Here is a 22,252-nt window from a genome sequence, read left to right as displayed (position 1 = left end):
GAGCGATAAAATGATGGGTTCTAGCAGGTTTGAAGGATATAACTTAGGCCATTTTCAGAAAGACCTGGTTGCCGGGGTGGTAGTTGGGATAGTAGCGATTCCTTTAGCGATGGCTTTTGCCATTGCTTCTGGAGTAAGGCCGGAATACGGACTGTACACATCGATTATTGCAGGAATCATGGTCTCCCTTTTTGGCGGATCGAAATATCAAATTGCAGGCCCGACTGGAGCCTTTGTCCCGGTCTTGTTAGGGGTGGTCATGCAGTACGGATATGAAAAACTGTTAATCGCCGGTTTCCTGGCAGGTATCATGATTTTTCTTTTAGGTGTCTTCAAACTGGGAAGATTCATCAAGTTTATTCCGCGTCCAGTTACCATCGGCTTTACAGCTGGAATTGCCGTGATCATCTTCTCGGGGCAGATTGCCAATTTCTTTGGACTCAGTAACTTAAAAAAAGAAGAGGTCTTTCTTTTAAATATGAAAGAAATCTTAGTGAACTTCAATACAGTGAATATCTATAGTGTACTGGTAGCTAGCATAAGTCTGACTCTCGTCATATTAACTCCAAAATATTTACCGAAAATCCCTGGAGCATTGCTGGGATTGATTGTATCAACTCTTGTCGCCAGCTTATTCTTTCCAGGTCAGGTAGCGACCATAGGATCGGCATATGGCGCCATTCCTAATGCATTGCCCCATTTTCAGTTTCCCCATATCACTGGCGGTCTGGTGATTGAACTCCTTCCGGCTGCTTTGGTCATCGCCATGCTTGGAGGTATTGAATCACTCTTATCTGCTGTAGTGGCAGACGGCATGACCAACAGTAAACATAACAGCAATAAAGAGCTGATGGGACAAGGATTGACCAATATGATTGCGCCTTTATTTGGAGGCATTCCGGCTACAGGTGCCATCGCCCGTACTGCGACGAATATTAAAAACGGTGCAGTCTCCCCCATATCAGGCGTGATTCATGGGTTGGTGGTATTGCTGGTGTTAGTAAGTTTGGCGCCTTATGCTTCGGCCATTCCTTTGGCCAGCATGGCCCCGATTCTTATGTTTGTCGCATGGAACATGAGCGAACGCAAAGAATTTTCGCATATTTTAAAAGCCAAAACGATGGACTCGGTCGTATTGCTCGTTACCTTCGTGTTAACCGTAGTGATTGACCTGACAACAGGCGTCGGGATTGGATTACTATTAGCCATTCTATCGTTCGTTAAACTGATGAGCGGTACATTGAAATTATCAAAGGTACTACCAGATCCAGCTGATAAACTAGTTAAACCAGAAATGGTGCATCAAGGTTCAAGCTGCCCGCAGATTAACATTTATACGATAGAAGGACCTTTATTCTTTGGCACAATCGAAAGGCTGCAAGAAGAAATCGAGGAAATAATGCGATCAAAACCAAAAGTCCTTCTATTAAGAATGAGCAATGTATCCTTTATCGATACATCGGGGGAAGCACTGCTAACCGACATCGTGAAGCAATTCAAGTTTCATAACCTACAAGTGCTGATTTCAGGAATTCAACAGGAACCTAAAGAAATGCTGAGAAAAACCGGATTTATTGAACTGGTCGGTGAGGAACAGTTCTTTTCCAGTACGGGAGATGCCATCAATAAAGCTTTATCCAAACTGGATGAGAACCGTTGTAAAGGGTGTAAACAGTTTTCATTTGCTGAATGTACCGCACTCTCACAGCAAGTTCAAAAGCCTGCGTTATTAAAACAAAGCAGAAAACGGGAGATAGGATTAACTTGATTTCCGTCAAGAAGAAAAGGCATCCGCTTTTGGCGGATGCCTTTCTCTTCAACTTCTTTTATTTCTGCTGCAAGATTTCGGGTTATTGAAATCATTAACACATCGAGCTTGTTCGCTCAGGGTTTTATCCTGACTATTTAATTGTATGCCACTAAAAACCTGATCCCAAATCGCCTCATCCCAAACTTGGTTAGGTACTTCTAAAACACAAACATTTTCTATGTTCCATGCTAAATCAGAAATACTTGTTGCATCATCCGAGGGGATTAGTATTAATACAGTAAATTCCTTTTCTTTTAACATGTCCTTCATTACTTGTTGAAACAAAGTGGCTTGCTCATATTTTGTTGACCATCTTACAAATAGGATTGAATCGCTATCTTTGATCGTTTCAATGAATCTTGCTATTCTTTTATCTAAGTTCTCTTTGAAATCAGGATATGTTTCAAACCATTCTTTATCAGGCAGGATGGGGAAATCGTGAACTGAAGTGACTTTATAATGGTTATCTCTTACAAAATAGGTATTTACAGCATTTATATCTATGTCATCGTCAAAATAAGTACCGGAACCATCTACTAAAGTCAAATTCTTCAATTCCATATATTCCTTGAACTGATTACTATATAGCCTGGCCACTTCTGCAAATGACTCGGTAAAGACCCAGTCAAGAGGCAAAGAAAATCTTCTTAAGCCAAGTCTTCTTAGGTTCAAAGCGGGAGTGCAAGCACTGCCTGAAGGAATGATTACATCATAAGATTTCTTGATTTCCGTTAATTTCACTATTAATCCCCCTTTCTATAACTATCCATACTATATTAGATGATAATTTTCTTTTTACTGATTGGACAAACCAAAAAAAGGCTTTATATCAGGCAATGCCAACATGAATATTTATAAATAGGTTCAGCGATCTTTTTTAGACAAAGCAAAACGCATGCCCTAATTAAGAGCATGCGTGAACGTTTATTCTTCTATGATATCCAACTCTTTCAAGGCTTCAAGCGTAATCGTTTTGGCTTTGCTTCCGCTGCCGTCCATGTTCGTTGCGAAGGCCCATTCCCCTTTGTCCGTTTCGATGTACCCCACATACCAGCCCAATCCCATGTCAGAAAGGCGTGTACCGGTTTTTCCGTGGAGGACATATGAGTCCGCTTCTTCATTGATCATGATTCTCTTTACGGTTCTCATATGCTGCTTATCGATAGGCAGCTTTTCCTCTACAAGCTTTTCCATGAATTGGACTTGTTCCCGGGCAGAAATCTTTATGCTGCTATCCAGCCAGAACTGATCGATCCCGCCGGAGATATCACGATTGCCGTAATCGAGCAGGTTCACATACTGCTGCATGTTTTCCGCCCMGATATCGCGGGCCATTGCTTGATAATACCAAATCACGGAATGCCTCATGGCTGAAGCAAGCGTATGATCTCTGTTCCAATCTTCAAATTCCCTGATTACGCCATCCCAGCGCTTCACTTCATATTCATCGCTCACCGCTTTTGTCTGTAAACCGATTAATGCATTCGCCACTTTGAATGTCGATTCTGGTGTGTAGCGTACTTTACTTCTCTGTTTATTATAGATAAATACCTTATCATTTTTTAAGTTTTGGAGTACCATCGTGCCTTCCGCACCATCGAAGGAATCCCCGATATCCAGTTCTTTCACCTTTTGATCGTTAGCACTTGCATGAATCGTGCCCATGGAACCAGTGACTAGCAGGACAAGAATGAAACATAACGTTTTGATTTTCATTACACACTCTCCTTTAAGGCATGGATTGATCGATCATCAAATAATTTCCATAAAATAGGTTGATAGCTAAAGTATACCTATTCCTGATGAAAAACGAAACCTTATTCTTGGACTCTATCTAGATAGTATCGATTAAGGAGGAATGCAGCGAGTAGCTAATGAATATATAAAGCAAACGATGGAATGGGAGGAATCTATCATGGAGGTTAACCAAAGAAAAATAAATCGTAATGAAAAAGAAATTACATACACACATATTGAAACCGGAAGTCCGGCCATTTGTTTTATGTTTTCAGGTGCAGGGTACACGTATGAGAAGCCGCTATTCTATTATTCGACGATGATCATGCTTCAAAATCAGTATGATGTCGTGCATATTCATTACGCCTACGACCAGGATATATTCAAGCATCCATTGGTGGATATCACAAAAGTGATCGTTAATGATATCAATCCCGTCATTACGGAAGTGCTTCAAAATCATGAATATCAAGGAACTGTGTTTCTAGGCAAATCACTTGGCACCATCCCCATCATCAACGGAATCATGAAAAGTGAGCGGTTTACGAATGCCAAAATGATTTTGCTGACGCCTCTATTGAAGTTCGATTCGATTTTTGATGGGTTATTGAGCTGCAATCATTCAGCACATATAGTTATAGGTGAAAAAGATCATCATTATATTCCAGATAAAATTCAAGCGATTGAAAATAAACCGAACATAAGCATGAATAAAATCCCTCATGCAAATCATTCCTTGGATATTGAACCTTTCGATACTTCAAGGACGATCATCGTGCTGGAAGGTGTAATGAATAGAATGGAAGAGTTTTTAAAAAATATAGGTTAGCGAAATACAAAGGGATTCAATCCAGGAGTAAGCAGGTGAAGAATGTTATAATAAGAGTATTGTAGTTTGGAGTTCTGAAAGGAGAAATGATGGTGGGAACCAATACATTTCATTCAATTGATGAATATATCATACAATTTCCCGAGGAAGTTCAGGAGATATTAAAAACGTTAAGAAAAGTCATAAAGGATGCAGCACCGGATGCAGAAGAGAAGATAAGCTATCAAATGCCTACCTTTGTTTTATATGGAAATCTGGTACATTTCGCTGCCTATAAAAAACATATAGGATTCTATCCAACTCCAAGCGCGATCTCTGCGTTTGAATCTGCCTTATCTGAATATAAATGTTCAAAAGGGGCCGTTCAGTTTTCACTAAACAAGCCAATTCCTTATGAATTAATAACCGAGATGGTTATATTTAGAGTGGAAGCGAACAAAAGGAAAAAAGCAGAAGGCAAATCTCAAAAGAAAAAATAGCATCGATTATTATCAGAATTCACAAAATGCTTAATATATGAGAGTATGAACTGCAAGGATTTTAGGACCGAAAGAGAAAGGTGGAAATAATATGTTCAAAAAATTATTCAGTAAAAAAGAAAGTGTGGAACAACTGCTTGCTCCTATAAACGGACAAGTAATAAAAATAGAAGATGTTCCGGATCCGGTGTTTTCCGGGAAAATGATGGGGGACGGAATAGCGATTCTTCCTGAGGAAGGGTTGGTCGTATCTCCAATCGATGCAGAAGTGATCCAGGTTTTTCATACTAAACATGCCCTAGGCCTCCGTACGAAGAATGGCATAGAATTGTTGATTCATATTGGCTTGGAAACAGTTAACCTTAAAGGCGAGGGATTTGAAGTCCATGTCGCAGAAGGGCAAAGGGTAAAAGCAGGAGACAAGCTTGTGACATTTGATATCGATTTTCTAAAATCCAACGCTCCAAGCATCGTTACTCCGATCGTTGTCACGAATGGCGAGCTGGTTGAAAAACTGGAAAAAACAAATAATACCCAAGCAACTATTAACGATACGGAGATCATGAGTGTTTATTTGAAATGAAAAGAAAGATTCCATGCTGACCTCTCCTTTTAGGCTGCAAGCAGGAAAATCGAAAATTGCAGCGAATAGTAGGTGAGTGAACAAATAAAATCAAGCGAGGGTGAATTGGATGGGAATTCAAGCAGAAAAGATTTTTGTAAACTTGCCTGTTAAAGATTTGGATGCCTCAATAGAATTTTTCACAAAGGTCGGTTTTGAGTTTAACGAGCAAATGACCAATGAAAATGCGACATGCATGGTTATAAGTGAGTCCATATATGTCATGTTGTTAGTGGAAGAATACTTTAAAACGTTTACCAAGAAGGAAATCCCTGATTCTGCTGCGAGTAAGGAAACCATCGTCGCCCTGTCCGTCAAAAGCAAGGAAGAAGTCGATGAGATCGTGAATAGGGCACTGGATGTTGGCGGAAAGCCTTTCAATGAAGCCATTGATCATGGTTTCATGTACGGTTGGAGTTTTCTGGATATCGACGGGCATTCTTGGGAAGTATTTTACATGGACGAAAGCGGATTTAATCAAGAATAAAAAGCAAGGCACAATCCTTCACGAAGGACTGTGCCTTTTTTAGCAATCTTAGCTGAATTTCATTCATAACAATACGGGGCTAATGTCCTTCCACTCATAAACCAATAGATTCAATTCAGCACCAGCTATTTTGATTTTTTTGGTTTTAAGCAATTCAGCACCAAATGCCTCATAGAAGTATCGAGATTTATTATCTTCAAGCACCTCAACGAAAATTGACTTGAATCCCAGTTCTTCGAATTTAAAAAATAATTCTTTGATGAGTTTCTTACCTATCCCCATTCTTTGTGAATTTTCGAGGATATATATCGCAGTTAAATCGCCCGAATCCTCAACTTGATTCGTCTCCCTTTTCCCTCCGCATATAAATCCTACTATTTTTCCTTCGTTATTTTCTGCGACATAAACATGATTGCCATTACTAGTTATATTCTTTATCCATATGTCTTTTCTTTTCTCATAAGAAAGTTCATCTAAAAAATCACTCGGCATTATATCTTTATAAGTGGTCCGCCAGCAATCCACATGGACTTTCGCTATCCCTTCCGCATCAGCCAACGTCGCCTCTCTTATTAGCATAGTGGTTCCTCCTTTTTTTTTAAGTTTGCTATACTTCTTATTTTTTACTAATATTATCCAAATAGCAACTAATCGGCCCAGTATATTCCAATAATTAACTTTGTATGTTACTATTTCCTATAGTTTGCTTAATGTGGGAGAAGGAATGAGATGAAACAGATTTTCCGTAGTAAAATATTTTATTTAATAAGCTTCTTGATTATCTTGGGGGGTGTGCTGGTTTTTAATAATGACGAAGAACCGACTGAGAAATTAACTGACGATGAATTTTTTACAAATTTAGCGGATAGAAAAGTGACATTTATGGAGGTGGAGCAGCGAAAAAGTGTGATTGAAATAAGCGGTCGGCTGGCAGGGTATGAAAAGGATCAATACTTTGTCGCGTCTGTCCCAAATAGTGAAACTTCGCTAGATAGAATGAATAATGCTGCAGAGGAACATGATATAGAAAAAATGGAGTTTACACCATACATAGAGGTAAGCGGATGGGTCACCCTGTTTACAACGACCGTTCCTTTCATGATCATTTCCTTCCTGTTTTTAGTCTTATTACTATCTAGAGTTATAATAAAAAGATAGTTTTCGACGATATATTCCCATTTTCGGAGATAAAACTGCAAGTTTCGTCGATATTTCTAGTGAGTTAGGGCTTCTGCAAAAAAAGAGATAAACCTTTAAAATGGTATTGAAGATTGCTGAATAGTTTGATAGAATAAAATAAATGAAAAAGACTATGTGCAACTGGCGAAACACGGATAACCGTGAGGGAACACATAGTGTCGTAGCCGTTCGCCTGGGCAGAGGTAAGGGATTTTATCCCTTGCCTCTTTCTGTATATTAACAGATAGTAAAGGTTTAAAGTCAATATTTTGAAATTTCAAAAACATCATAATCAAAAGAGGAGCAAACAAAATGAGCACAATACTTTTAGAAAAAGTCAAAACGATCAAAGCGTTAAATAATATTGCCGAAAGCGGGCTGAATGTTTTCAATAAAGGCGATTTTAAAGTCGACAATGACAGTGAAAACCCTGATGCGATCGTTCTTCGCAGCTTTAATATGCATACTATGGAATTCGGCGATCAGTTAAAAGCAATCGCAAGGGCAGGGGCTGGAGTCAATAATATTCCGGTCGACAAATGCACTGAGCAAGGAATTGTCGTTTTCAATACACCTGGGGCTAACGCAAACGCTGTAAAAGAAATGGTGCTGACGACATTGATGGCTTCATCTCGTAACCTTTTTGCCGGTGTGGCTTGGACAAAGACGCTTGAAGGCGAAGGGGAACAAATTCCGAAGCTTGTCGAAGCAGGAAAGAAACAATTCGTTGGTAAAGAAATCAAGGGAAAAACTCTTGGCGTAATCGGTTTAGGAGCAATCGGTGCACTTGTAGCGAATGACGCGCTTGATTTGGACATGGATGTCATTGGCTTTGACCCGTTCATCTCTGTTGATACAGCTTGGAACTTATCCCGCAATGTACAGCGCGCCATGACAATTGAAGAATTGTTTGCAGAATCTGATTATATTACAGTACACGTTCCATTAACTGACGACACAAAAGGAATGTTTAACCAAGAAACATTCAGCATCATGAAGCCGGGCGTACATATCTTGAATTTCTCACGCGGTGAGCTAGTGAATGAAAATGATATGCAAGCTGCACTTGAAAGCGGAAAAGTAGGCAAGTTCATTACTGACTTCCCGAATGAAAACGTGTTGAAAATGAAAAATGTCGTTCCAATTCCGCATCTTGGTGCCTCTACGCTAGAATCAGAGGAAAACTGTGCCATCATGGCAGCTCGTCAGTTGAAGAACTTTTTAGAAACAGGGAACATCAAGAACTCTGTGAATTTCCCGAATACTTCCCTTCCTTTTACAGGAAACCGTCGTGTGGCAACTTTCCACGAAAACGTTCCGAACATGGTTGGGCAAATCACGCTGGCTGTATCAAGCTTTAATTTGAACATCGCTGACATGGTTAACAGAAGCCGTGGGGGATATGCATATACGATCATCGACATTGATGGTGAAGTAAACGGCGATATCATTCCTGCCTTGGAAGATCAAATCAAACAAATCGAAGGCATCGTTACAACTCGTATCATCTAATTGGAACCAAAATAAAGCTGATAAATAGTGAAAGCCTCAATTCCTTTAAGGAGTTGAGGCTTTTTTAGGCTTTATTAATGAATTTGGAATAAATATTGGGGTGGTCATACTAAACATGGCTCATGTGTTAACAACCTAGGGGTTACAACGGACTCAGCCTGTGGGCAGATCGATACATTCAGTTGAAGTCCAAACATCTTCCACACGCATTGCTTAGCATCGAAATTCTCAAAATCCGTCATGCTTTCCTTCTGTGTTATCTTCATAATGTACAAAAAACATCAAGTAGATTGCGAATAGGAGATGCAAATAAAGTGGAACATCTTCATCATTTTGAATGACCACAAATATGTACATTCCATATAGCAAAATGGGAATGCTTAAAAGGATTCTGTGCTTAGTCACATGTCATCCCCCCATTTATCCTCAAATATCAATACATGAGCAACTTGAAAACCCTTTTCTTCTAGAAAATCTGCTAATTTCATAGCTTCATCCTCCTAATTAACTAAATATTCTGTCACTTCTATTAATACAATAGTATGAAGTACAGAGAAAATGCTGTCAATCTATATTCCATCTGTACTCATTTTAAGTTAACGGATTCATAAGTTATCAGCCAAAATAACCATCTCATATATAGGTAAAACGGTACCAAAACGGGGAAGCAATGCGATCAACTGAACGCAGGGAAGCAACGTGCTGCGAACCTGAATAATGGAATCACTTGTATGCCTCCTTGCCTACGTTCACTTCAGCGCATCTAAGTAAAAGAATCGCCCCTAATCCAGAGACGATTCCCTATCTTAAACACCCTTTCTACAAAAAAAAGGATGACCCTATATTGTTCTTCCCAAAAAATTCTGGTGCTGATGAAGGAAATTCGATGTTAAAAAAGCTCCTACAGGAGGCAATTGCCCGGTATACGCATTACCGCTAACAGGAAATGGATTCTGAGCTATATCTGTAGTGGCAATCCAAGATCCAGACTCACCTGCTTGCAGAGAGGGAGGCTTCATTAGAAAACGTCCTTGAAGAATGAAATGCCGAATTCTGCTCTGTTGATCATCAATTATGGTTAAGTTGCCAGAGAATGTGGCATAAGGTGAATCAAATGCGATTTGTTTGGTGTTTTCATTCCAAAATCCATTAATCGGAATGGGTCTGCCGCGAAAATTAACCGTACCAACCACCCTATTATCTATAATGGAATGAATGGAAAATGTGCCCCAAATAATCGCCAGCTATTGAAGAGTGGATACCCCATACAGATGGGAATGGAAAGCTAACCGAAGCAGTTCCCTGTGAAGTTACCAATGCCATGCCCTCCCTTAATGGTCGTTTATGTTCCGAGGAAGATTCCTTGTTTAAAGCAGTATATGCAGCATGAGCAGAATAATTTAATAAAGAAAGGTGAAGTACTGTAAATGCATTCTCTCAGATTCATAACAAATCCGATTTTCAATTGAAAACCGGATTTGTTATGAATCTTTTAATGATGATGTTCATGACTTTCTGCTTGTTTTTGGATTCCTTTTTGCAAGAATTCCAATTCACTTTCAGACAGTTTTCCAACGATGAATTGTTTTTGAGGCATAATGATTGAATCATCGTTACTAGCATGTACTTTTATATAATATAGGCCATCACTATCAAAGTTTTTACTTAAAGTATAAGTACCGTTTCCCTCTTCCTCAGCCTGTTCCATACTATATTTGAGCGAGCCATCTTGTTTCCATATCTCAAAATGAACAAAATCTGCGTTTTCAACCATTTGACCACCTTGAGTAAGCACAGCCTTTATGGTCTCCTGTGTATGAGCTGAAAAGGATGCTGGTATAATTATTTCGGCTTCAAGAGGTGTTTCTTCTTTGTATAGATCAGTGACATCCTTTTCAAGGGAACATGCACATAGCAATATGCTGAAAATAAAGATGAAAGAAATGCATATATTTTTTTTCACGGCAAAAGCCACCCTTTACATTTTGAATTAGGCATTCAAAAACTTTTTGACTGCAGATATTCTTTTAATGATCAACCAGTCGATTAGCCAAACAACAATAAGGGACAAACCAACCAATGGAAACAAAATTCCAAGCCCTATTAACAGAAATAGAAAGAGTTTCATGTTCTTTATTTGAGGAGCTTTTGGTGCACCTAAGCTTTTTTTCGGCTTTCGCTTCCACCATAAATAAAAACCGCTACATGCAACAAGCATGATTCCTAAACAAATAAGAAGGCTGATGATTTGATTAATCAAACCAAATTGAGTCCCTTTGTGCAAGGTAATTCCCCAAGCAACTATTTTCCCTATTAAACCGTAATGGTCATAACGATAATCAGCTAGAACTGCACCGGAATATTGGTCAATATGAATGGTAGCTTCATCTTGGGCTTTCGGTGGAAAAGCTGACAATGTATAAACGCCATCTGTCTGTTGTGGAATATTAATGCTATAACTTGGATGCATACCTTCACGATTGGCTATCGTAACTACATCATCAATGGAAAGTGGGAGAAAACCTTGGATATCTGAGAGTGGTACATCTAAATTTTCTGCTGCCCAAGGAACATCTGCAATGTCTTTTGTCTTAATTGAGGAAGTTGGAGCACTTCCTGTCCATATGGAAGGGGGGTACCCAGATCCGGAGTTGGTAGCTAACAATTGAAAATTATTTCCCCAAAAACCTGACCAAGGCAATCCTGTCATGATTAAAAATAACATGCCTGCAGTTATCCAAAAGGCAGGTACTGCATGTAAATCTCTTCTGAAAATATGTTTCCCTTTATTTAGTCTTGGAAAAAGAACACCAGAAAGACTTTGCTTCTTTTTGGGATACCATAAATAAAGACCAGAGACAATTAACACAACTGCCCAACACGCAGCTAACTCTACAATTCTATCTCCTAAGGTGCCAGCCATCAGCTCACCATGAATTTCCTCGATTTTATCCATAAGTCTGTCTTCATCTTTTAACTCTCCAATAGATTTACCTGTATACGGGTCCATGAAAATCGTAAGAGACTCTTTATTAGAAGTGATGCTTACTTCGCTCGAACGAGATGCATTTTCTCCGGGATGATATTTTGTCACCACTGCATCAGGGTATAGCTTCTTCACATTCTCAATCTGCTGAGATGCCGGCAATCTATCTCCTAGCGGTGTAACCCCTTGGTAGTCTTGATAAAGAACTTGTTCAATCTGCGGCTTAAATAAATAGATTGAGCCGGTAACTGCAAGAATAATAAGTAAGGGTGCAAAAATGATTCCAGCGTAAAAATGCCATCTCCATACTGTTCTATACAGAGAGGTGTTTGGTTGTTTAGTTTCCATTTATACAGAACCTCCGAGTCGTATTCACTATATAGATGATAAAAGAAAATTGTGAGAAAAATATGAAATTTATAAAAAAAGGAAGTTTGTATTTGTTAAAGAGTAATTAAGTCATATCAACTAAAAAGAACAACTGTAACTAAGGAGTGAACTTCCTGAGAAAGAGTTAGCAAGCAGTGGGGCAGGGAGGAATGGAGGGAAATGAGGTAGTTGTGGCGAAAGTAGTCTATAGAAATGTGTTGAAGATAGGAAGAGCAGCAAATGTGAACGGATCAGGTAAACTGCTAATGAACCGATGTTGAAGACAATCGCAATAAGAAAAGCAGTACTCTTGAAAGAAGAAATGGTATAAATCGAAAAAACTTTAAAGGAGTGACGAATATGCATAATAAGGATTGTTCCAAAAGGTGTCAGTGTTTCATCGTACCTAACTATATCTTAGAGAATTTGGCACAAAATGAAGTGGAAGAAGCACGGATCAGTTTAGCGAAAAGCCGTCAAATGCGCAGGCGCAGAATCTTTAAAGAATATGATATTGACGGTGTTATCGCTTTAACGGATGCAGGATCTGAACGGCAAGGTGAATCTGCCCGACATGTTTACGATTGCAAGGGGGGAACGAAACTCCGGCAGAATGAAGCAAGGAAAGAAGGAGATCGATCAAGTGCAGACCCTGTTGTTAACGCTGCATATGATTATAGCGGAGTTGTGCGTGATTATTTCAAGGATGTTTTGCACCGTAATTCAATTGATAACCAAGGTCTTGATCTCATTCTGAACGTTCATTATGGCAATAAATTCACGAATGCTTATTGGGACGGAGATGAAATGGTATTTGGAGACGGTGATGGGGTCATCTTTAGCAATTTTGCCAATTCACTCGATGTAATTGGACATGAATTGACACATGGGGTTACGCAGTTCACAAGTGGATTGGAGTATGAAGGTCAGTCCGGGGCATTGAACGAACATCTTTCAGATGTGTTTGGAGTTGCCATAAAACAATTTCACTTAAAGCAAACTGCAGGAGATGCCGATTGGCTGATCGGTGCTGATATAATGGGACCGACACTGAAAGGGCAGGCACTCCGTTCGATGAAGGCACCAGGTACGGCATTTGACAATAAGTTAATGGGTAAGGATATTCAGCCTGATCATATGAAGAACTTTTATAAGGGAGAACGCGATAATCATGGTGTCCATATCAATAGCGGCATACCAAACAAGGCCTTTTATCTAGTATCGATGGAAATTGGAACGGACAAAGCGGCCTTGATTTGGTTCAATGCGATGCAGAATTTATTTGCGACGGCGAATTTCAATCAATTCGTGCAAATCGTCATCAAGGCAGCGCAAAAACTTGTTGATAGCGGCGATGTTACGAAAACAGCCATCAAGACAATTGAAAATGCTTTTAAAGCAGTTGGACTGCCTGAGTAGAAATATTCCATGAATAGGAGGCTTCATCTACCATGCATATCAAATTTAGCTGCATAGGGGGATTTGCCAACCTCGACTTGAATTTCGAAATAGATACGGATGAATTGCCGAAAGAGAAGTATGAGGAATTGCAGAACTTAATGAAACATGCTGACCTTCATAATGCTGCCCAAAGTAAAATGGTAAAAACGCAAGGGTTCGACTCGTTTTCGTACCAGCTGGATATAGCAGATGTAAAGAAGAAGCAGTCTTTCTCATTCACAGACACAACAGCTCCGGAGGAAGTCCGGCCCTTATTGGATTATTTACGGAATTTAGCAATTGAAATAAAGCTGCTGGCAGAATAACCACGTCAAAAAAGTCTATCATTCAGATAGACTTTTTTTGACGAGTCGTAAAACTTCACAAAAATGTCATTTCGTTTCACTTTTATCTGGATTTTGGCTGTTTGTTCTCTAAATGGACACAAAATAGCGATCCGCAGTAGCAAATTTGAAACGGAAATTAGATAGTATAGCCCCTTGATGAAATTTTGTAAAGAGTTAGCCAATCAAACAGGTAAAGCAGTCACAAAAGGGAACTAATTTTGAAAGAGGTCATACAAGAGCGGTTTTACAAAAAAAGCATAAAATAGGATAATGGTCGCAGAGAGGTGAAGTGAATGACATATCAAGAAATGAAAGTGACGATAGCCGGAAACAGCCTTACCCAATTCGGGAAAAGAATATTAATCTCGCAGATTCAATTCTCGACATTGGAGGCGATATTCGAAGTCGATGAGGCGGTTCAAAGAAAGCTTGATCTCAATCGAAGGACTGAAATCAGGGAGTTCATCATCGATTCTGTATCGGAAGGGGACTTTTACTTTTCCCCATTCATCTTCTCGAGCAGGGGAGCGATCCAAGAAGTGCCCGTGGGCGGGGAACTGCCACCAGGAAGTAAAATATACATACTTGACGGGCAGCATAGGACCTATGCCCTCATTTCAGCCATCAGTCACCTAAGGGCACGGAAGGAAACGGAAGAAGAAATCGGAAACTTTCCCGAAGCGGCAAAGCTCCAAAACCAAATTGATAAGTTGAAAACCTATCCGGTCACGATTCAAATCTATTTAAATCTGGAAACGCATGAAGAAAGACAGCTATTCAATGATATTAATACGAAGCGAAAAGAGCCGCATAACGGCTTGGTGATGAAGTATGACCAGCGCGATGAATATGCAGAACTAACACGGAACATTGCCAGGATATTAGAAAGTAAGATGGAGATAGAGGCCACCCTTTCGAGGATCACCGTGAGATGTACGGCGCTTACTACGCTGACGATCATGAGGCGCTGCCTTATTGCTTTATTTGAAGGAAACGTCACCGCGAAAACGGGTAAAGCCAATTATGGTGATATGACCAAGGCCGAAATCATCAACACCGCGACTGCGTTTTTCGAGTCATGGCTGGAAATCTTTCCGAAGAAGATGACAGACCGGACTACATTCACATCAGGGTATTCCGGCATTCAAATAGCCCTTGCCCAAACGATCCACCAACTCCGAAAACATCATGAAATCCCCTATGAAGAAGCAATAAATCATATGCTGCATTTGAAGAAAGCCTGTACTTGGAAGCATGATGATACCCTTTATTCACACATTTACGACCCCTTGAAAAAAAGAGTCAAAAACCATTCGACTACAAACGCCATCCAGAAAACGGCTCTCGCGTTCAAACGAAAAATAGAACAAGAAGGAGGATGGCTAAATGATTCTAGGTGAATTGGACCGGAAAAGAAGGACGATGGTTTCCTGCTCCATCATCGAGCTGGTCCATATGTATCGCAACGGTCAGATCGCCACGAGGGAAATCAACCAGCTGCGGGTCCGATCGATCAAAAACTATCTTTTGGACAATGCATTAACGAAAAATATCTACCTGCCGCCACTTGTTGCCAGCAGCAGGGAAGGAGCAGCCCCTAATGGAGATCCTATCGAACTTTCGATCATCGACGGAACACAACGAATAGCGGCTTTCGCGCAATTGGAGGACAGTATCCTTAAAGCGTTAAAGAAGGGTGAAGAAAAGGTGAAACTAGCATACGAACTGGATTCACTCATGAAGGACAGCTCGATTGCGATCCAAGTATTTGAAGGGCTAACAAGAGCGGAAGAATCCCAGCTCTACCTGGATCTCAATCTAAAAGGCAAGAAAGTGGCCCTTTCCAAACGGATATCATTCGACTCGCGAAACAACCTCAACGTCATTACCAATCAGGTGCTCCATACCCATCAATCGCTAAAAACAGCCGGTGTCGAACTTGAAAAGCGTTCCATCAATCGTCCAGCCAATAAAAACCTCTTATCGCTATCGCAATTGAGGCAGGTCATCGGCATCTTCATGACTGGGAAGGCAAACGTAAACATCGAAGAGAAAGTATCACAAAGTCCGCTTTCGAACAGTGAATACATCACACTCATTCATCTCTATCTTAATGAACTATTCGACATATACCCGGCAGGACAGATGGGTGATTACACAAAATGCATGCTTGCCAGTTACCCGCTTTTCATTGCCGTTGCCCTTTATATCAATGACAAAATGGAAAACCAGCCAATCGAACAAAGACAACAGCTGATTGCCACGAGAATGTCAAAATTGAAAGAGGTGGACTGGAGCCCTGATAATCCCATTTGGAAAGAGTTTAAAGGAACATACAAAGGGCGGCCGCCATTATTTCACCTAAGCAAAGATAAAAACAATATCGAAGAGCTAGTACGCTGGCTGTATAGCTGTTGAGGAGGTGAGGGGAAATGTGATAATGAAAAAGTGAAAAACCCCTAGGTGAGGACGTCCGGTCAGACAATCACCTAAGGGCTTGCGAGCAGGAGTATACCTGCCTCTATGTCCAGTATACTCCATAAAAAGGAATAGTGAAATGGGGAGTGAATGGAATGATGATACGAAAAAACTATTTATTGAATATGGAAACGGTAGGAATGATGGAGCGATACGACGCCAATGGTGTCGAGATGACTACGGTAGTGGAGGGAGACAGCACTTTCCATGTTAGGCAACCGCGCCAGGAAATCCTGAATAACACGTTAAACCACTTTGGATTGGATCTGGATGGCGGACTAGCGGCAGCCAAATCCGTACTGGGCGGTAAATACAGACTGCCCGTCTGCATAAACGCCCAACTGGGGATGGTCTGGTTCTCCTCCCGCTCATTCCGGAAAAGAGGAGGAGTCTGGTTTTCCTACATCCACATTCGTGACTTAGAGGAAATGAACGAAAAGGAAACACTGGTCCACACAAACTACGGTCATTGCCTACCAGTAAACTTAAGCAAAAATCAGCTCGCCTTCAAAAGGGATCAAGCAGCCTATCTGCATACGACCTTCCATGAACGCTCATTGGGTAAAAAGACCTTTTATTACGAACCGGGAAGCGGAATCACCTTTTGCAAACAACCTGGGGAGGTCCATTACAGGGTGAAGGGCAAGGAATAATATAATCTATGGGACCGCTAAGTGGCGGTCTTTTCTTAGGAGTGGATTAAGTAAGAGCGGGTATTATTTAAAATCCGAAAAATAGTTATTGTAAAAAATGGAATGATACATTATGATTAGTAAAAAGTTAATATTTAGGGAAGGAAGTACGTATTTTGAAACGAATATTTGCTATTTTACTATCTTTTGGACTAGTTTTAGGTCTCTCGTTTGGCGCAAATGACGTTGCCGGTGCCAAAACAAAGGTGAAGACGTATAAAAACTGTACAGCATTGAATAAAGACTACAAAGGAGGCGTAGCCCGTACATCTTCCGTTAAAAATAAAGGAGGAAAAACGAAATACAAGCCTCACGTTTCAAAGGCGCTTTATGATGCCAATAAAAAAAGCGATCGCGACAAAGACTTGATCGCTTGTGAAAAATAAGGATTATTCAAAGAGACCTTTTAAAAGAAGGTCTCTTTTTATTAGGCTCTTTTCGTAAAGATTGATGTTTTTAAAACGAAACTATTTAAGGTTGATTGGAGCGGAAGTGCGAGACTCCTGCGGGAGCAGCGGGAMAGGTGAGACCCCACAGGCGTTTACGCCGAGGAGGCTCACCGCCCGCCCCGCGGAAAGCGAGCATCTGAAGGGGAAATCAACCACACCGCACTACGGGTAAATAGCAACAAAGTATGYGAAAACAGCCTTTTATTAAGATTGAGCAGTCTTTTTCAACATTAGTATATGTTTATGAGAAATGGGATTTAATTGTATCTTCAACTTTCTTTAACATTCCTTTATATGCTTCTTCATCAAGGTATCCAATACTTCCGAATAGTAAATGATCCACAGGTTCAATTCCAGTAAAATCAAATATTCCAATGTCAGAGGTAACTTTCAAACCAGCTGTCATACCCACCGCATCGTAAACCTCGTTAGGAGTTCCGTGTGTATTGATGATAAGCCCCTTTTTACCTTTTAATAGCTTGATTACACCTTCTTCTCCAGCAGAATATGCAAACCCAAATGAGAATACTCGGTCTACATACCCTTTAAGAATTGCTGGAAGACCCGTCCACCAAATAGGGTAAATAAATGTTATAACTTCTGCTTCAGAAATAAATTCTTGTTCCGTTTTAATATCATCAGGAGTTTTTCCTGCTTTCATGGCTGCTGTATCTTCCGGTTTCAGTACAGGTTGAAAATCAAGTGCATATAAATCACGCACAACAACTTCGTGACCGTTTTTCTCTAATGCATTGACTGTTGTTTCCAAAATAGAGTGATTTAAGCTTTCAGAGTATGGATGTGCATAAACAACTAAGTGCCTCATTTAGAATCTCCTCCTAGTAATTTTTATTTGATTATTAAGGGTAACCTAATATTATAGTGTTAGACATTTTTTTGAAAGTAGTCATTTTTTTATAATATAGTCACAAAAATGGTACCATTGAGAAAGAGAGGAATGTACGGTGGCGCGAAGCAGGTTCGGTGAACCTCCAGAGGAACAAATAGAGGTTTGTCCAGTTACACAAACTCAAGACATAATTGCGGGGAAATGGAAAATCATCATTTTATGGCATTTAAGCACAAATACAAGAAGATTTAATGAACTTCAAAGGCTGTTACCAGGTATTTCAAAAGGAATACTGACACGTCAGTTGAGAGAATTGGAAGAAGACCAAATGGTTCACAGAGAAGTATATAAAGAAGTCCCCCCAAAGGTAGAATACTCGTTAACACCTATAGGGAAAAGCTTTATTCCGATACTGGCTAGTATGGGAGAGTGGGGAAAAAAATATGAAAAATTAATAAAAAGCTAAAGCCTATACAGGTCTTTAGCTTTTTCCTCGTGGTTGATCATCCACTAACCCCATTTAATTCAATAAGACATCTTTTTTATCTTTCAAACCGTCCAAAATGTGTATTTTCCCGATTTATAAGTGCATCCCCAAGATTGATTCTGCTCATAAGTCTTTCATGGTCCGAAGGAAAACGTTCTTTAACATTTGCGACACCCTCTGTTGTTGGGATATTACCATTAGGCATAGGACGTTCTTCTCTTTGAAACCCAGGGTTCAAACTATCATTATTAGGGTCTCTACGAGCATCAAGGTTCCCGGCAGTATTATTTGGATCATTGTTATTATCTTGTGGCATATATTTCACTCCTTCACTTATATTATCCGCTGATGGCATGAATCTATTCGCACGCTGTACTATATCCTTTATTTATCCTGTTTTCCTCAATTTACAGCAACGCCAATTTCTCTTGAATGATCAACAAGTACGAAGGGTCTTTTTTATGCTTTAAAAAAACTTCTAAATATTATGATTGACTTACATTTTAATTTGTCTTACAATTTCAATGTAAATAGTCGAAAGATTCAATTAAATGGAAGGAGAACCTTTTAAGGGCTAATTCACTTCAACATGAAGCATGACAACATACTGCGCGTTAACTTTATGTCAATTCCGGAAATGACGTAAAGTTCTGTCATAATTTCAATATCTGAATGTCTAGAGTTATCTAAGTATTATTGCTTTAGAAAAAATGAAAGCGAATACATACTCTTTGGAATGGAGTGAATAACTTGAAAAATCAATCAAATCTTGCTGAATCCACTGTGATTGCTCCGGAGGTCGAAAGTAAGAAAACAAATTTCTTCACGAAGTTTAAAACCGCCTATGGTCCAGGAATTCTTGCCGTGTTAACGTGGCTTGGCGCCGGGGATCTGGTGACTTCTTCTGTTGCCGGTGCAGATTATGGATATAGTTTAATGTGGATTTTAGCTCTGTCATTAATTCTTCGTTTTCTTATCGTTAATGTTATTGCCCGGTTCCAGCTTTGTAACACAGAGGGTTTAACCATTCTTGAAGGCTATGGACGTATCCACCCATTTTTCGGGTATTTTATGTTTGGTTATGCATTGATCATGGGCCATCTGTTTAATGCCTATATGATTAAGGGAGCGGGAGAGGTATTATCGACACTCTTCCATGTCAATCAGCCATTCTTAGCTTCAATGGTAGTTGTAGGATTAGTGTTTATGCTTATTGGCAGGAATATTTATAATAGAATTGAAAGTGTAATGAAAGTGCTTTTGGCATTATTGACCATTGCCTTCTTGTTCCTGGCCATACAAGCTACACCGGATGTGGGGCAAATCATTAAAGGAACGGTTGGTTTTAGCATTCCAAGTGATACTGGCGTTCATGGAGCATTATTGGTGGCGATTTCAATTATCGGTGCAGTGGCAGGATCGATTTCGAACTTTGTACATCCATATTTCATGAAGGAAAAGGGCTGGACGAAGCCGAGTCATGTCAAGGTTCAAAGAAATGACTTACTGTTTGCCATCGGAGTTTGCATTGTGATTAATTTAGCCATTTGGGTGGTTGGGGCAGAAATTTTAAAACCGAATGGAATTCATGTGGAAACGATTGATGACTTGGCAATGGCATTACAAATGTCGTTAGGACAATTTGGCTGGTACATTTTTTATCTTGGGGTATTTGGCGTATTGTTCGCGAGTATAGTAGGGAAATCAACTGGTTTTCCAAGATTGATAGTAGATGCCTTTTACGTAATAAATAAAAACCGACGCGAAAAGTACAATGGTAAATATGAAAAAGATCCAATGTTTAAATGGATTATGATTTTTGTATTAGTTACGCCGCTTATTTGGTCCATTCCCGGCATGCCTGGTTTCATTGCATTGACAATTGGCGTAAATGCAATAAATATAATCGGCTTTCCGGTAATCGCAATTGGCATGCTAGTGCTTTCAAATAAAAAAAACTTGATGGGAAAATATAAAAACAATTGGTTCGAAAATATTATTCTAACATTAGCTTCCGTTTTAGCGATTTGGTCCGCCGTTCAATTAGCTACTACCTTTTTTTGAAATAATGGTAGATTATAGATAGAGGCGTAAAACAAAAAGGTTATGTCAGCATTCGAACCCGATGGGGTCCTACTTTATTGGAAGTGAGGTATCAATGATGAAACCGAAAGTTATCGTTTATAAGAAAGTGGATCAAAAGGTGTTGGATTATATTCAAGAGACTTGTGATGTCGTTTATTTTGAGGGTCTTGATTCACAAAACTATCCTGAATTTCATCAGGAGCTGAAGAACGCACAAGGTATATTAGGTTCAGGATTAAAGGTGGATAAAACTTTACTGGATCAAGCACCGCAATTAAAAATCGTCTGTAATTCATCGGTTGGTTACGACAATTTGGATATAACCGAGTTGTCCAATCGAGGAATCATGGCTACGAACACTCCCGAGGTATTGAACGAGACAGTCGCCGATACGATCATGGGTTTGATGCTCTCCACAGCGAGAAGAATGCCTGAGTTGGATCAAATGGTAAAGTTAGGGCAATGGACATCGAATATCGGAGAAAAATCGTTTGGGTTGGACGTCCATCATAAAGTATTAGGCATTATCGGAATGGGCGGAATCGGATCTGCCGTTTCAAAAAGGGCCCGTTTTGGGTTCGATATGAACATCTTATATCACAATAGATCCAGAAACGAAGACGCGGAACAAAAGTATGGAGCTACATACTGTTCCCTGGAAGATCTGTTAAAGCAATCTGATTTTGTCTGCTTGATGACACCGCTGACTCCTCAAACCGAAAAGATGATGGGGGAAAAAGAATTCAAGCTCATGAAAGAGTCCGCCATCTTCATCAATTGTTCAAGAGGGAAAACAGTGGATGAAGAAGCGTTGATCGATGCGCTAAAGACCGGAGAAATTCACGCTGCAGGACTGGATGTCTTTGTACAGGAGCCCGTCCAGGAAGACAACCCGCTGCTTTCCATGAAGAATGTCGTCACTCTGCCTCATATCGGTTCCGCAACATATGAAACCCGCCTGAAAATGGCGATGCTGGCCGCAACAAACCTTGTCGCCGGATTACAGGGCGAAACTCCGCCTACGTTAATTAAAGCTGGCGTAAAGGTGAAGTGATCTTTTATAAATTAAGCTGGATAGCCTTAATTGGGGCTATCCATTTTTTTGTTTCGGATTATGATTTTTACTCATCCTGCAAAACAAAAAGCCCTCCCATAAAGGAGGGCTTTCAGTTTGTAGACAAAAGGGGTTCGGAATTAAAAAATTCTGAACCCCTTTTGAAATTCCCTTTGAATTTCCGCCTAAAGTTAAGAGATTGGGGCTCTACGAGCCCACTATGTTAGGCCATTTTTGGACCTCGCCATGTCCAATTGGCCATCTTCTTTAAATTAATGGCAGCGAAAGTAAGCATCGCCTGCATCGACAATTTTTTAAGTCCCCTTAAAGTAGTCCAACGCATACCATGCTTTTCTTTTG

The 22,252-nt window shown here is 40.0% G+C and carries 25 protein-coding genes and 1 riboswitch; of the genes, 16 read left to right on the top strand and 9 right to left on the bottom strand.

Annotation, left to right across the window (positions count from 1 at the left end; translation table 11 throughout):
• The first annotated feature begins 10 nt into the window (after positions 1-10).
• Positions 11-1,768, top strand: a complete 1,758-nt coding sequence (locus tag AC1DVB_RS07210; protein ID WP_477588744.1) for a SulP family inorganic anion transporter — start codon at positions 11-13, stop codon at positions 1,766-1,768.
• Between the two features lie 48 nt (positions 1,769-1,816).
• Here the strand turns inward: AC1DVB_RS07210 and AC1DVB_RS07205 are convergent, their stop codons facing one another.
• The gene (locus AC1DVB_RS07205) at positions 1,817-2,551 is read right to left on the bottom strand and encodes a DUF1796 family putative cysteine peptidase (protein WP_477588742.1); all 735 of its coding nucleotides are present in this window, start codon (positions 2,549-2,551) and stop codon (positions 1,817-1,819) included.
• A gap of 183 nt (positions 2,552-2,734) precedes the next feature.
• On the bottom strand, positions 2,735-3,526 hold the full coding sequence (gene blaOXA / locus AC1DVB_RS07200) for a class D beta-lactamase (RefSeq protein WP_477588740.1): 792 nt from the start codon (positions 3,524-3,526) through the stop codon (positions 2,735-2,737).
• Between the two features lie 142 nt (positions 3,527-3,668).
• Between blaOXA and AC1DVB_RS07195 the strand changes: the two genes are divergently transcribed.
• The 4 genes from AC1DVB_RS07195 to AC1DVB_RS07180 all read left to right on the top strand — a co-directional run bounded on the left by AC1DVB_RS07195 (position 3,669) and on the right by AC1DVB_RS07180 (position 5,964).
• Positions 3,669-4,376, top strand: a complete 708-nt coding sequence (locus tag AC1DVB_RS07195; protein WP_477588738.1) for an alpha/beta hydrolase — start codon at positions 3,669-3,671, stop codon at positions 4,374-4,376.
• An 86-nt stretch (positions 4,377-4,462) separates the two neighbouring features.
• A complete protein-coding gene (locus tag AC1DVB_RS07190) occupies positions 4,463-4,855 on the top strand; it encodes an iron chaperone (protein ID WP_477588736.1) in 393 nt (130 codons plus the stop codon).
• 91 nt (positions 4,856-4,946) lie between these two features.
• Complete coding sequence (locus tag AC1DVB_RS07185; RefSeq protein ID WP_048687174.1) at positions 4,947-5,438, top strand: PTS sugar transporter subunit IIA; 492 nt, start codon at positions 4,947-4,949, stop codon at positions 5,436-5,438.
• Positions 5,439-5,547: 109 nt separating this feature from the next.
• Positions 5,548-5,964, top strand: a complete 417-nt coding sequence (locus AC1DVB_RS07180) for a VOC family protein (protein ID WP_098863860.1) — start codon at positions 5,548-5,550, stop codon at positions 5,962-5,964.
• 63 nt (positions 5,965-6,027) lie between these two features.
• Here AC1DVB_RS07180 and AC1DVB_RS07175 read toward each other — a convergent pair whose 3' ends face one another.
• Complete coding sequence (locus tag AC1DVB_RS07175; protein WP_477588733.1) at positions 6,028-6,543, bottom strand: N-acetyltransferase family protein; 516 nt, start codon at positions 6,541-6,543, stop codon at positions 6,028-6,030.
• 150 nt (positions 6,544-6,693) lie between these two features.
• Between AC1DVB_RS07175 and AC1DVB_RS07170 the strand changes: the two genes are divergently transcribed.
• Positions 6,694-7,122 carry an ATP-dependent metallopeptidase FtsH/Yme1/Tma family protein gene (locus tag AC1DVB_RS07170; RefSeq protein ID WP_477588731.1) on the top strand — a complete coding sequence of 143 codons (429 nt, stop codon included), beginning with the start codon at positions 6,694-6,696 and terminating at the stop codon, positions 7,120-7,122.
• 148 nt (positions 7,123-7,270) lie between these two features.
• Positions 7,271-7,349: riboswitch (ZMP/ZTP riboswitch) on the top strand.
• A gap of 106 nt (positions 7,350-7,455) precedes the next feature.
• Complete coding sequence (locus tag AC1DVB_RS07165) at positions 7,456-8,655, top strand: phosphoglycerate dehydrogenase (protein WP_034304108.1); 1,200 nt, start codon at positions 7,456-7,458, stop codon at positions 8,653-8,655.
• 228 nt (positions 8,656-8,883) lie between these two features.
• Here AC1DVB_RS07165 and AC1DVB_RS07160 read toward each other — a convergent pair whose 3' ends face one another.
• The 3 genes from AC1DVB_RS07160 to AC1DVB_RS07150 form a co-directional block, all read right to left on the bottom strand.
• Positions 8,884-9,060: a hypothetical protein gene (locus tag AC1DVB_RS07160; protein WP_230135807.1), complete on the bottom strand. Its 177-nt coding sequence runs from the start codon at positions 9,058-9,060 to the stop codon at positions 8,884-8,886.
• A gap of 1,087 nt (positions 9,061-10,147) precedes the next feature.
• Positions 10,148-10,618: a FixH family protein gene (locus AC1DVB_RS07155; protein ID WP_063575248.1), complete on the bottom strand. Its 471-nt coding sequence runs from the start codon at positions 10,616-10,618 to the stop codon at positions 10,148-10,150.
• Between the two features lie 27 nt (positions 10,619-10,645).
• The gene (locus AC1DVB_RS07150; protein ID WP_477588728.1) at positions 10,646-11,989 is read right to left on the bottom strand and encodes a PepSY-associated TM helix domain-containing protein; all 1,344 of its coding nucleotides are present in this window, start codon (positions 11,987-11,989) and stop codon (positions 10,646-10,648) included.
• A 381-nt stretch (positions 11,990-12,370) separates the two neighbouring features.
• Here AC1DVB_RS07150 and AC1DVB_RS07145 point away from each other — a divergent pair, with 381 nt between their 5' ends.
• The 6 genes from AC1DVB_RS07145 (at position 12,371) to AC1DVB_RS07120 (ending at position 17,353) form a co-directional block, all read left to right on the top strand.
• Positions 12,371-13,429, top strand: coding sequence for a M4 family metallopeptidase (locus tag AC1DVB_RS07145; protein WP_253513211.1), 1,059 nt, complete (start codon positions 12,371-12,373; stop codon positions 13,427-13,429).
• Between the two features lie 32 nt (positions 13,430-13,461).
• The gene (locus AC1DVB_RS07140) at positions 13,462-13,776 is read left to right on the top strand and encodes a protealysin inhibitor emfourin (protein ID WP_477588726.1); all 315 of its coding nucleotides are present in this window, start codon (positions 13,462-13,464) and stop codon (positions 13,774-13,776) included.
• Positions 13,777-14,090: 314 nt separating this feature from the next.
• A complete protein-coding gene (locus AC1DVB_RS07135; protein ID WP_063575251.1) occupies positions 14,091-15,197 on the top strand; it encodes a DNA sulfur modification protein DndB in 1,107 nt (368 codons plus the stop codon).
• Positions 15,184-16,215 (top strand): DNA sulfur modification protein DndB, encoded by a 1,032-nt coding sequence (locus AC1DVB_RS07130; protein ID WP_230137123.1) that lies wholly within the window; start codon positions 15,184-15,186, stop codon positions 16,213-16,215. Before AC1DVB_RS07135 ends, AC1DVB_RS07130 begins: the two co-directional genes overlap by 14 nt.
• Before the next feature lie 155 nt (positions 16,216-16,370).
• Positions 16,371-16,928, top strand: a complete 558-nt coding sequence (locus AC1DVB_RS07125) for a competence protein ComK (protein ID WP_230137121.1) — start codon at positions 16,371-16,373, stop codon at positions 16,926-16,928.
• Positions 16,929-17,083: 155 nt separating this feature from the next.
• Positions 17,084-17,353, top strand: coding sequence for an excalibur calcium-binding domain-containing protein (locus AC1DVB_RS07120; protein ID WP_230137119.1), 270 nt, complete (start codon positions 17,084-17,086; stop codon positions 17,351-17,353).
• 304 nt (positions 17,354-17,657) lie between these two features.
• Here AC1DVB_RS07120 and AC1DVB_RS07115 read toward each other — a convergent pair whose 3' ends face one another.
• Positions 17,658-18,242 (bottom strand): NAD(P)H-dependent oxidoreductase, encoded by a 585-nt coding sequence (locus tag AC1DVB_RS07115; protein WP_053536198.1) that lies wholly within the window; start codon positions 18,240-18,242, stop codon positions 17,658-17,660.
• A gap of 139 nt (positions 18,243-18,381) precedes the next feature.
• Here AC1DVB_RS07115 and AC1DVB_RS07110 point away from each other — a divergent pair, with 139 nt between their 5' ends.
• Positions 18,382-18,732, top strand: a complete 351-nt coding sequence (locus AC1DVB_RS07110; RefSeq protein WP_053536197.1) for a winged helix-turn-helix transcriptional regulator — start codon at positions 18,382-18,384, stop codon at positions 18,730-18,732.
• Positions 18,733-18,808: 76 nt separating this feature from the next.
• Here AC1DVB_RS07110 and AC1DVB_RS07105 read toward each other — a convergent pair whose 3' ends face one another.
• On the bottom strand, positions 18,809-19,069 hold the full coding sequence (locus AC1DVB_RS07105) for a hypothetical protein (RefSeq protein ID WP_057276994.1): 261 nt from the start codon (positions 19,067-19,069) through the stop codon (positions 18,809-18,811).
• Positions 19,070-19,503: 434 nt separating this feature from the next.
• Between AC1DVB_RS07105 and AC1DVB_RS07100 the strand changes: the two genes are divergently transcribed.
• On the top strand, positions 19,504-20,817 hold the full coding sequence (locus AC1DVB_RS07100) for an Nramp family divalent metal transporter (RefSeq protein WP_239859043.1): 1,314 nt from the start codon (positions 19,504-19,506) through the stop codon (positions 20,815-20,817).
• A 97-nt stretch (positions 20,818-20,914) separates the two neighbouring features.
• The gene (locus AC1DVB_RS07095; protein WP_477588787.1) at positions 20,915-21,892 is read left to right on the top strand and encodes a 2-hydroxyacid dehydrogenase; all 978 of its coding nucleotides are present in this window, start codon (positions 20,915-20,917) and stop codon (positions 21,890-21,892) included.
• Positions 21,893-22,115: 223 nt separating this feature from the next.
• Here the strand turns inward: AC1DVB_RS07095 and AC1DVB_RS07090 are convergent.
• Positions 22,116-22,252, bottom strand: a 137-nt coding sequence (locus tag AC1DVB_RS07090) for a transposase (protein WP_477588785.1), incomplete at its 5' end; no start/stop codon positions are given.

This window comes from Peribacillus sp. P4_D6 (assembly GCF_056401795.1).
This window is presented reverse-complemented; position numbering and strand designations above follow the sequence as displayed.

What these genes read in the sequence shown, in the direction of transcription:
- AC1DVB_RS07210 (WP_477588744.1), top strand. Translation starts at nt 11, where the DNA reads ATGATGGGTTCTAGCAGGTTTGAAGGATATAACTTAGGCCATTTTCAG.
- AC1DVB_RS07195 (WP_477588738.1), top strand. Translation starts at nt 3,669, where the DNA reads ATGCAGCGAGTAGCTAATGAATATATAAAGCAAACGATGGAATGGGAG.
- AC1DVB_RS07190 (WP_477588736.1), top strand. Translation starts at nt 4,463, where the DNA reads ATGATGGTGGGAACCAATACATTTCATTCAATTGATGAATATATCATA.
- AC1DVB_RS07185 (WP_048687174.1), top strand. Translation starts at nt 4,947, where the DNA reads ATGTTCAAAAAATTATTCAGTAAAAAAGAAAGTGTGGAACAACTGCTT.
- AC1DVB_RS07180 (WP_098863860.1), top strand. Translation starts at nt 5,548, where the DNA reads ATGGGAATTCAAGCAGAAAAGATTTTTGTAAACTTGCCTGTTAAAGAT.
- AC1DVB_RS07175 (WP_477588733.1), bottom strand. Translation starts at nt 6,543, where the DNA reads ATGCTAATAAGAGAGGCGACGTTGGCTGATGCGGAAGGGATAGCGAAA.
- AC1DVB_RS07170 (WP_477588731.1), top strand. Translation starts at nt 6,694, where the DNA reads ATGAAACAGATTTTCCGTAGTAAAATATTTTATTTAATAAGCTTCTTG.
- AC1DVB_RS07165 (WP_034304108.1), top strand. Translation starts at nt 7,456, where the DNA reads ATGAGCACAATACTTTTAGAAAAAGTCAAAACGATCAAAGCGTTAAAT.
- AC1DVB_RS07150 (WP_477588728.1), bottom strand. Translation starts at nt 11,989, where the DNA reads ATGGAAACTAAACAACCAAACACCTCTCTGTATAGAACAGTATGGAGA.
- AC1DVB_RS07145 (WP_253513211.1), top strand. Translation starts at nt 12,371, where the DNA reads ATGCATAATAAGGATTGTTCCAAAAGGTGTCAGTGTTTCATCGTACCT.
- AC1DVB_RS07140 (WP_477588726.1), top strand. Translation starts at nt 13,462, where the DNA reads ATGCATATCAAATTTAGCTGCATAGGGGGATTTGCCAACCTCGACTTG.
- AC1DVB_RS07135 (WP_063575251.1), top strand. Translation starts at nt 14,091, where the DNA reads ATGACATATCAAGAAATGAAAGTGACGATAGCCGGAAACAGCCTTACC.
- AC1DVB_RS07130 (WP_230137123.1), top strand. Translation starts at nt 15,184, where the DNA reads ATGATTCTAGGTGAATTGGACCGGAAAAGAAGGACGATGGTTTCCTGC.
- AC1DVB_RS07125 (WP_230137121.1), top strand. Translation starts at nt 16,371, where the DNA reads ATGATGATACGAAAAAACTATTTATTGAATATGGAAACGGTAGGAATG.
- AC1DVB_RS07115 (WP_053536198.1), bottom strand. Translation starts at nt 18,242, where the DNA reads ATGAGGCACTTAGTTGTTTATGCACATCCATACTCTGAAAGCTTAAAT.
- AC1DVB_RS07105 (WP_057276994.1), bottom strand. Translation starts at nt 19,069, where the DNA reads ATGCCACAAGATAATAACAATGATCCAAATAATACTGCCGGGAACCTT.
- AC1DVB_RS07095 (WP_477588787.1), top strand. Translation starts at nt 20,915, where the DNA reads ATGAAACCGAAAGTTATCGTTTATAAGAAAGTGGATCAAAAGGTGTTG.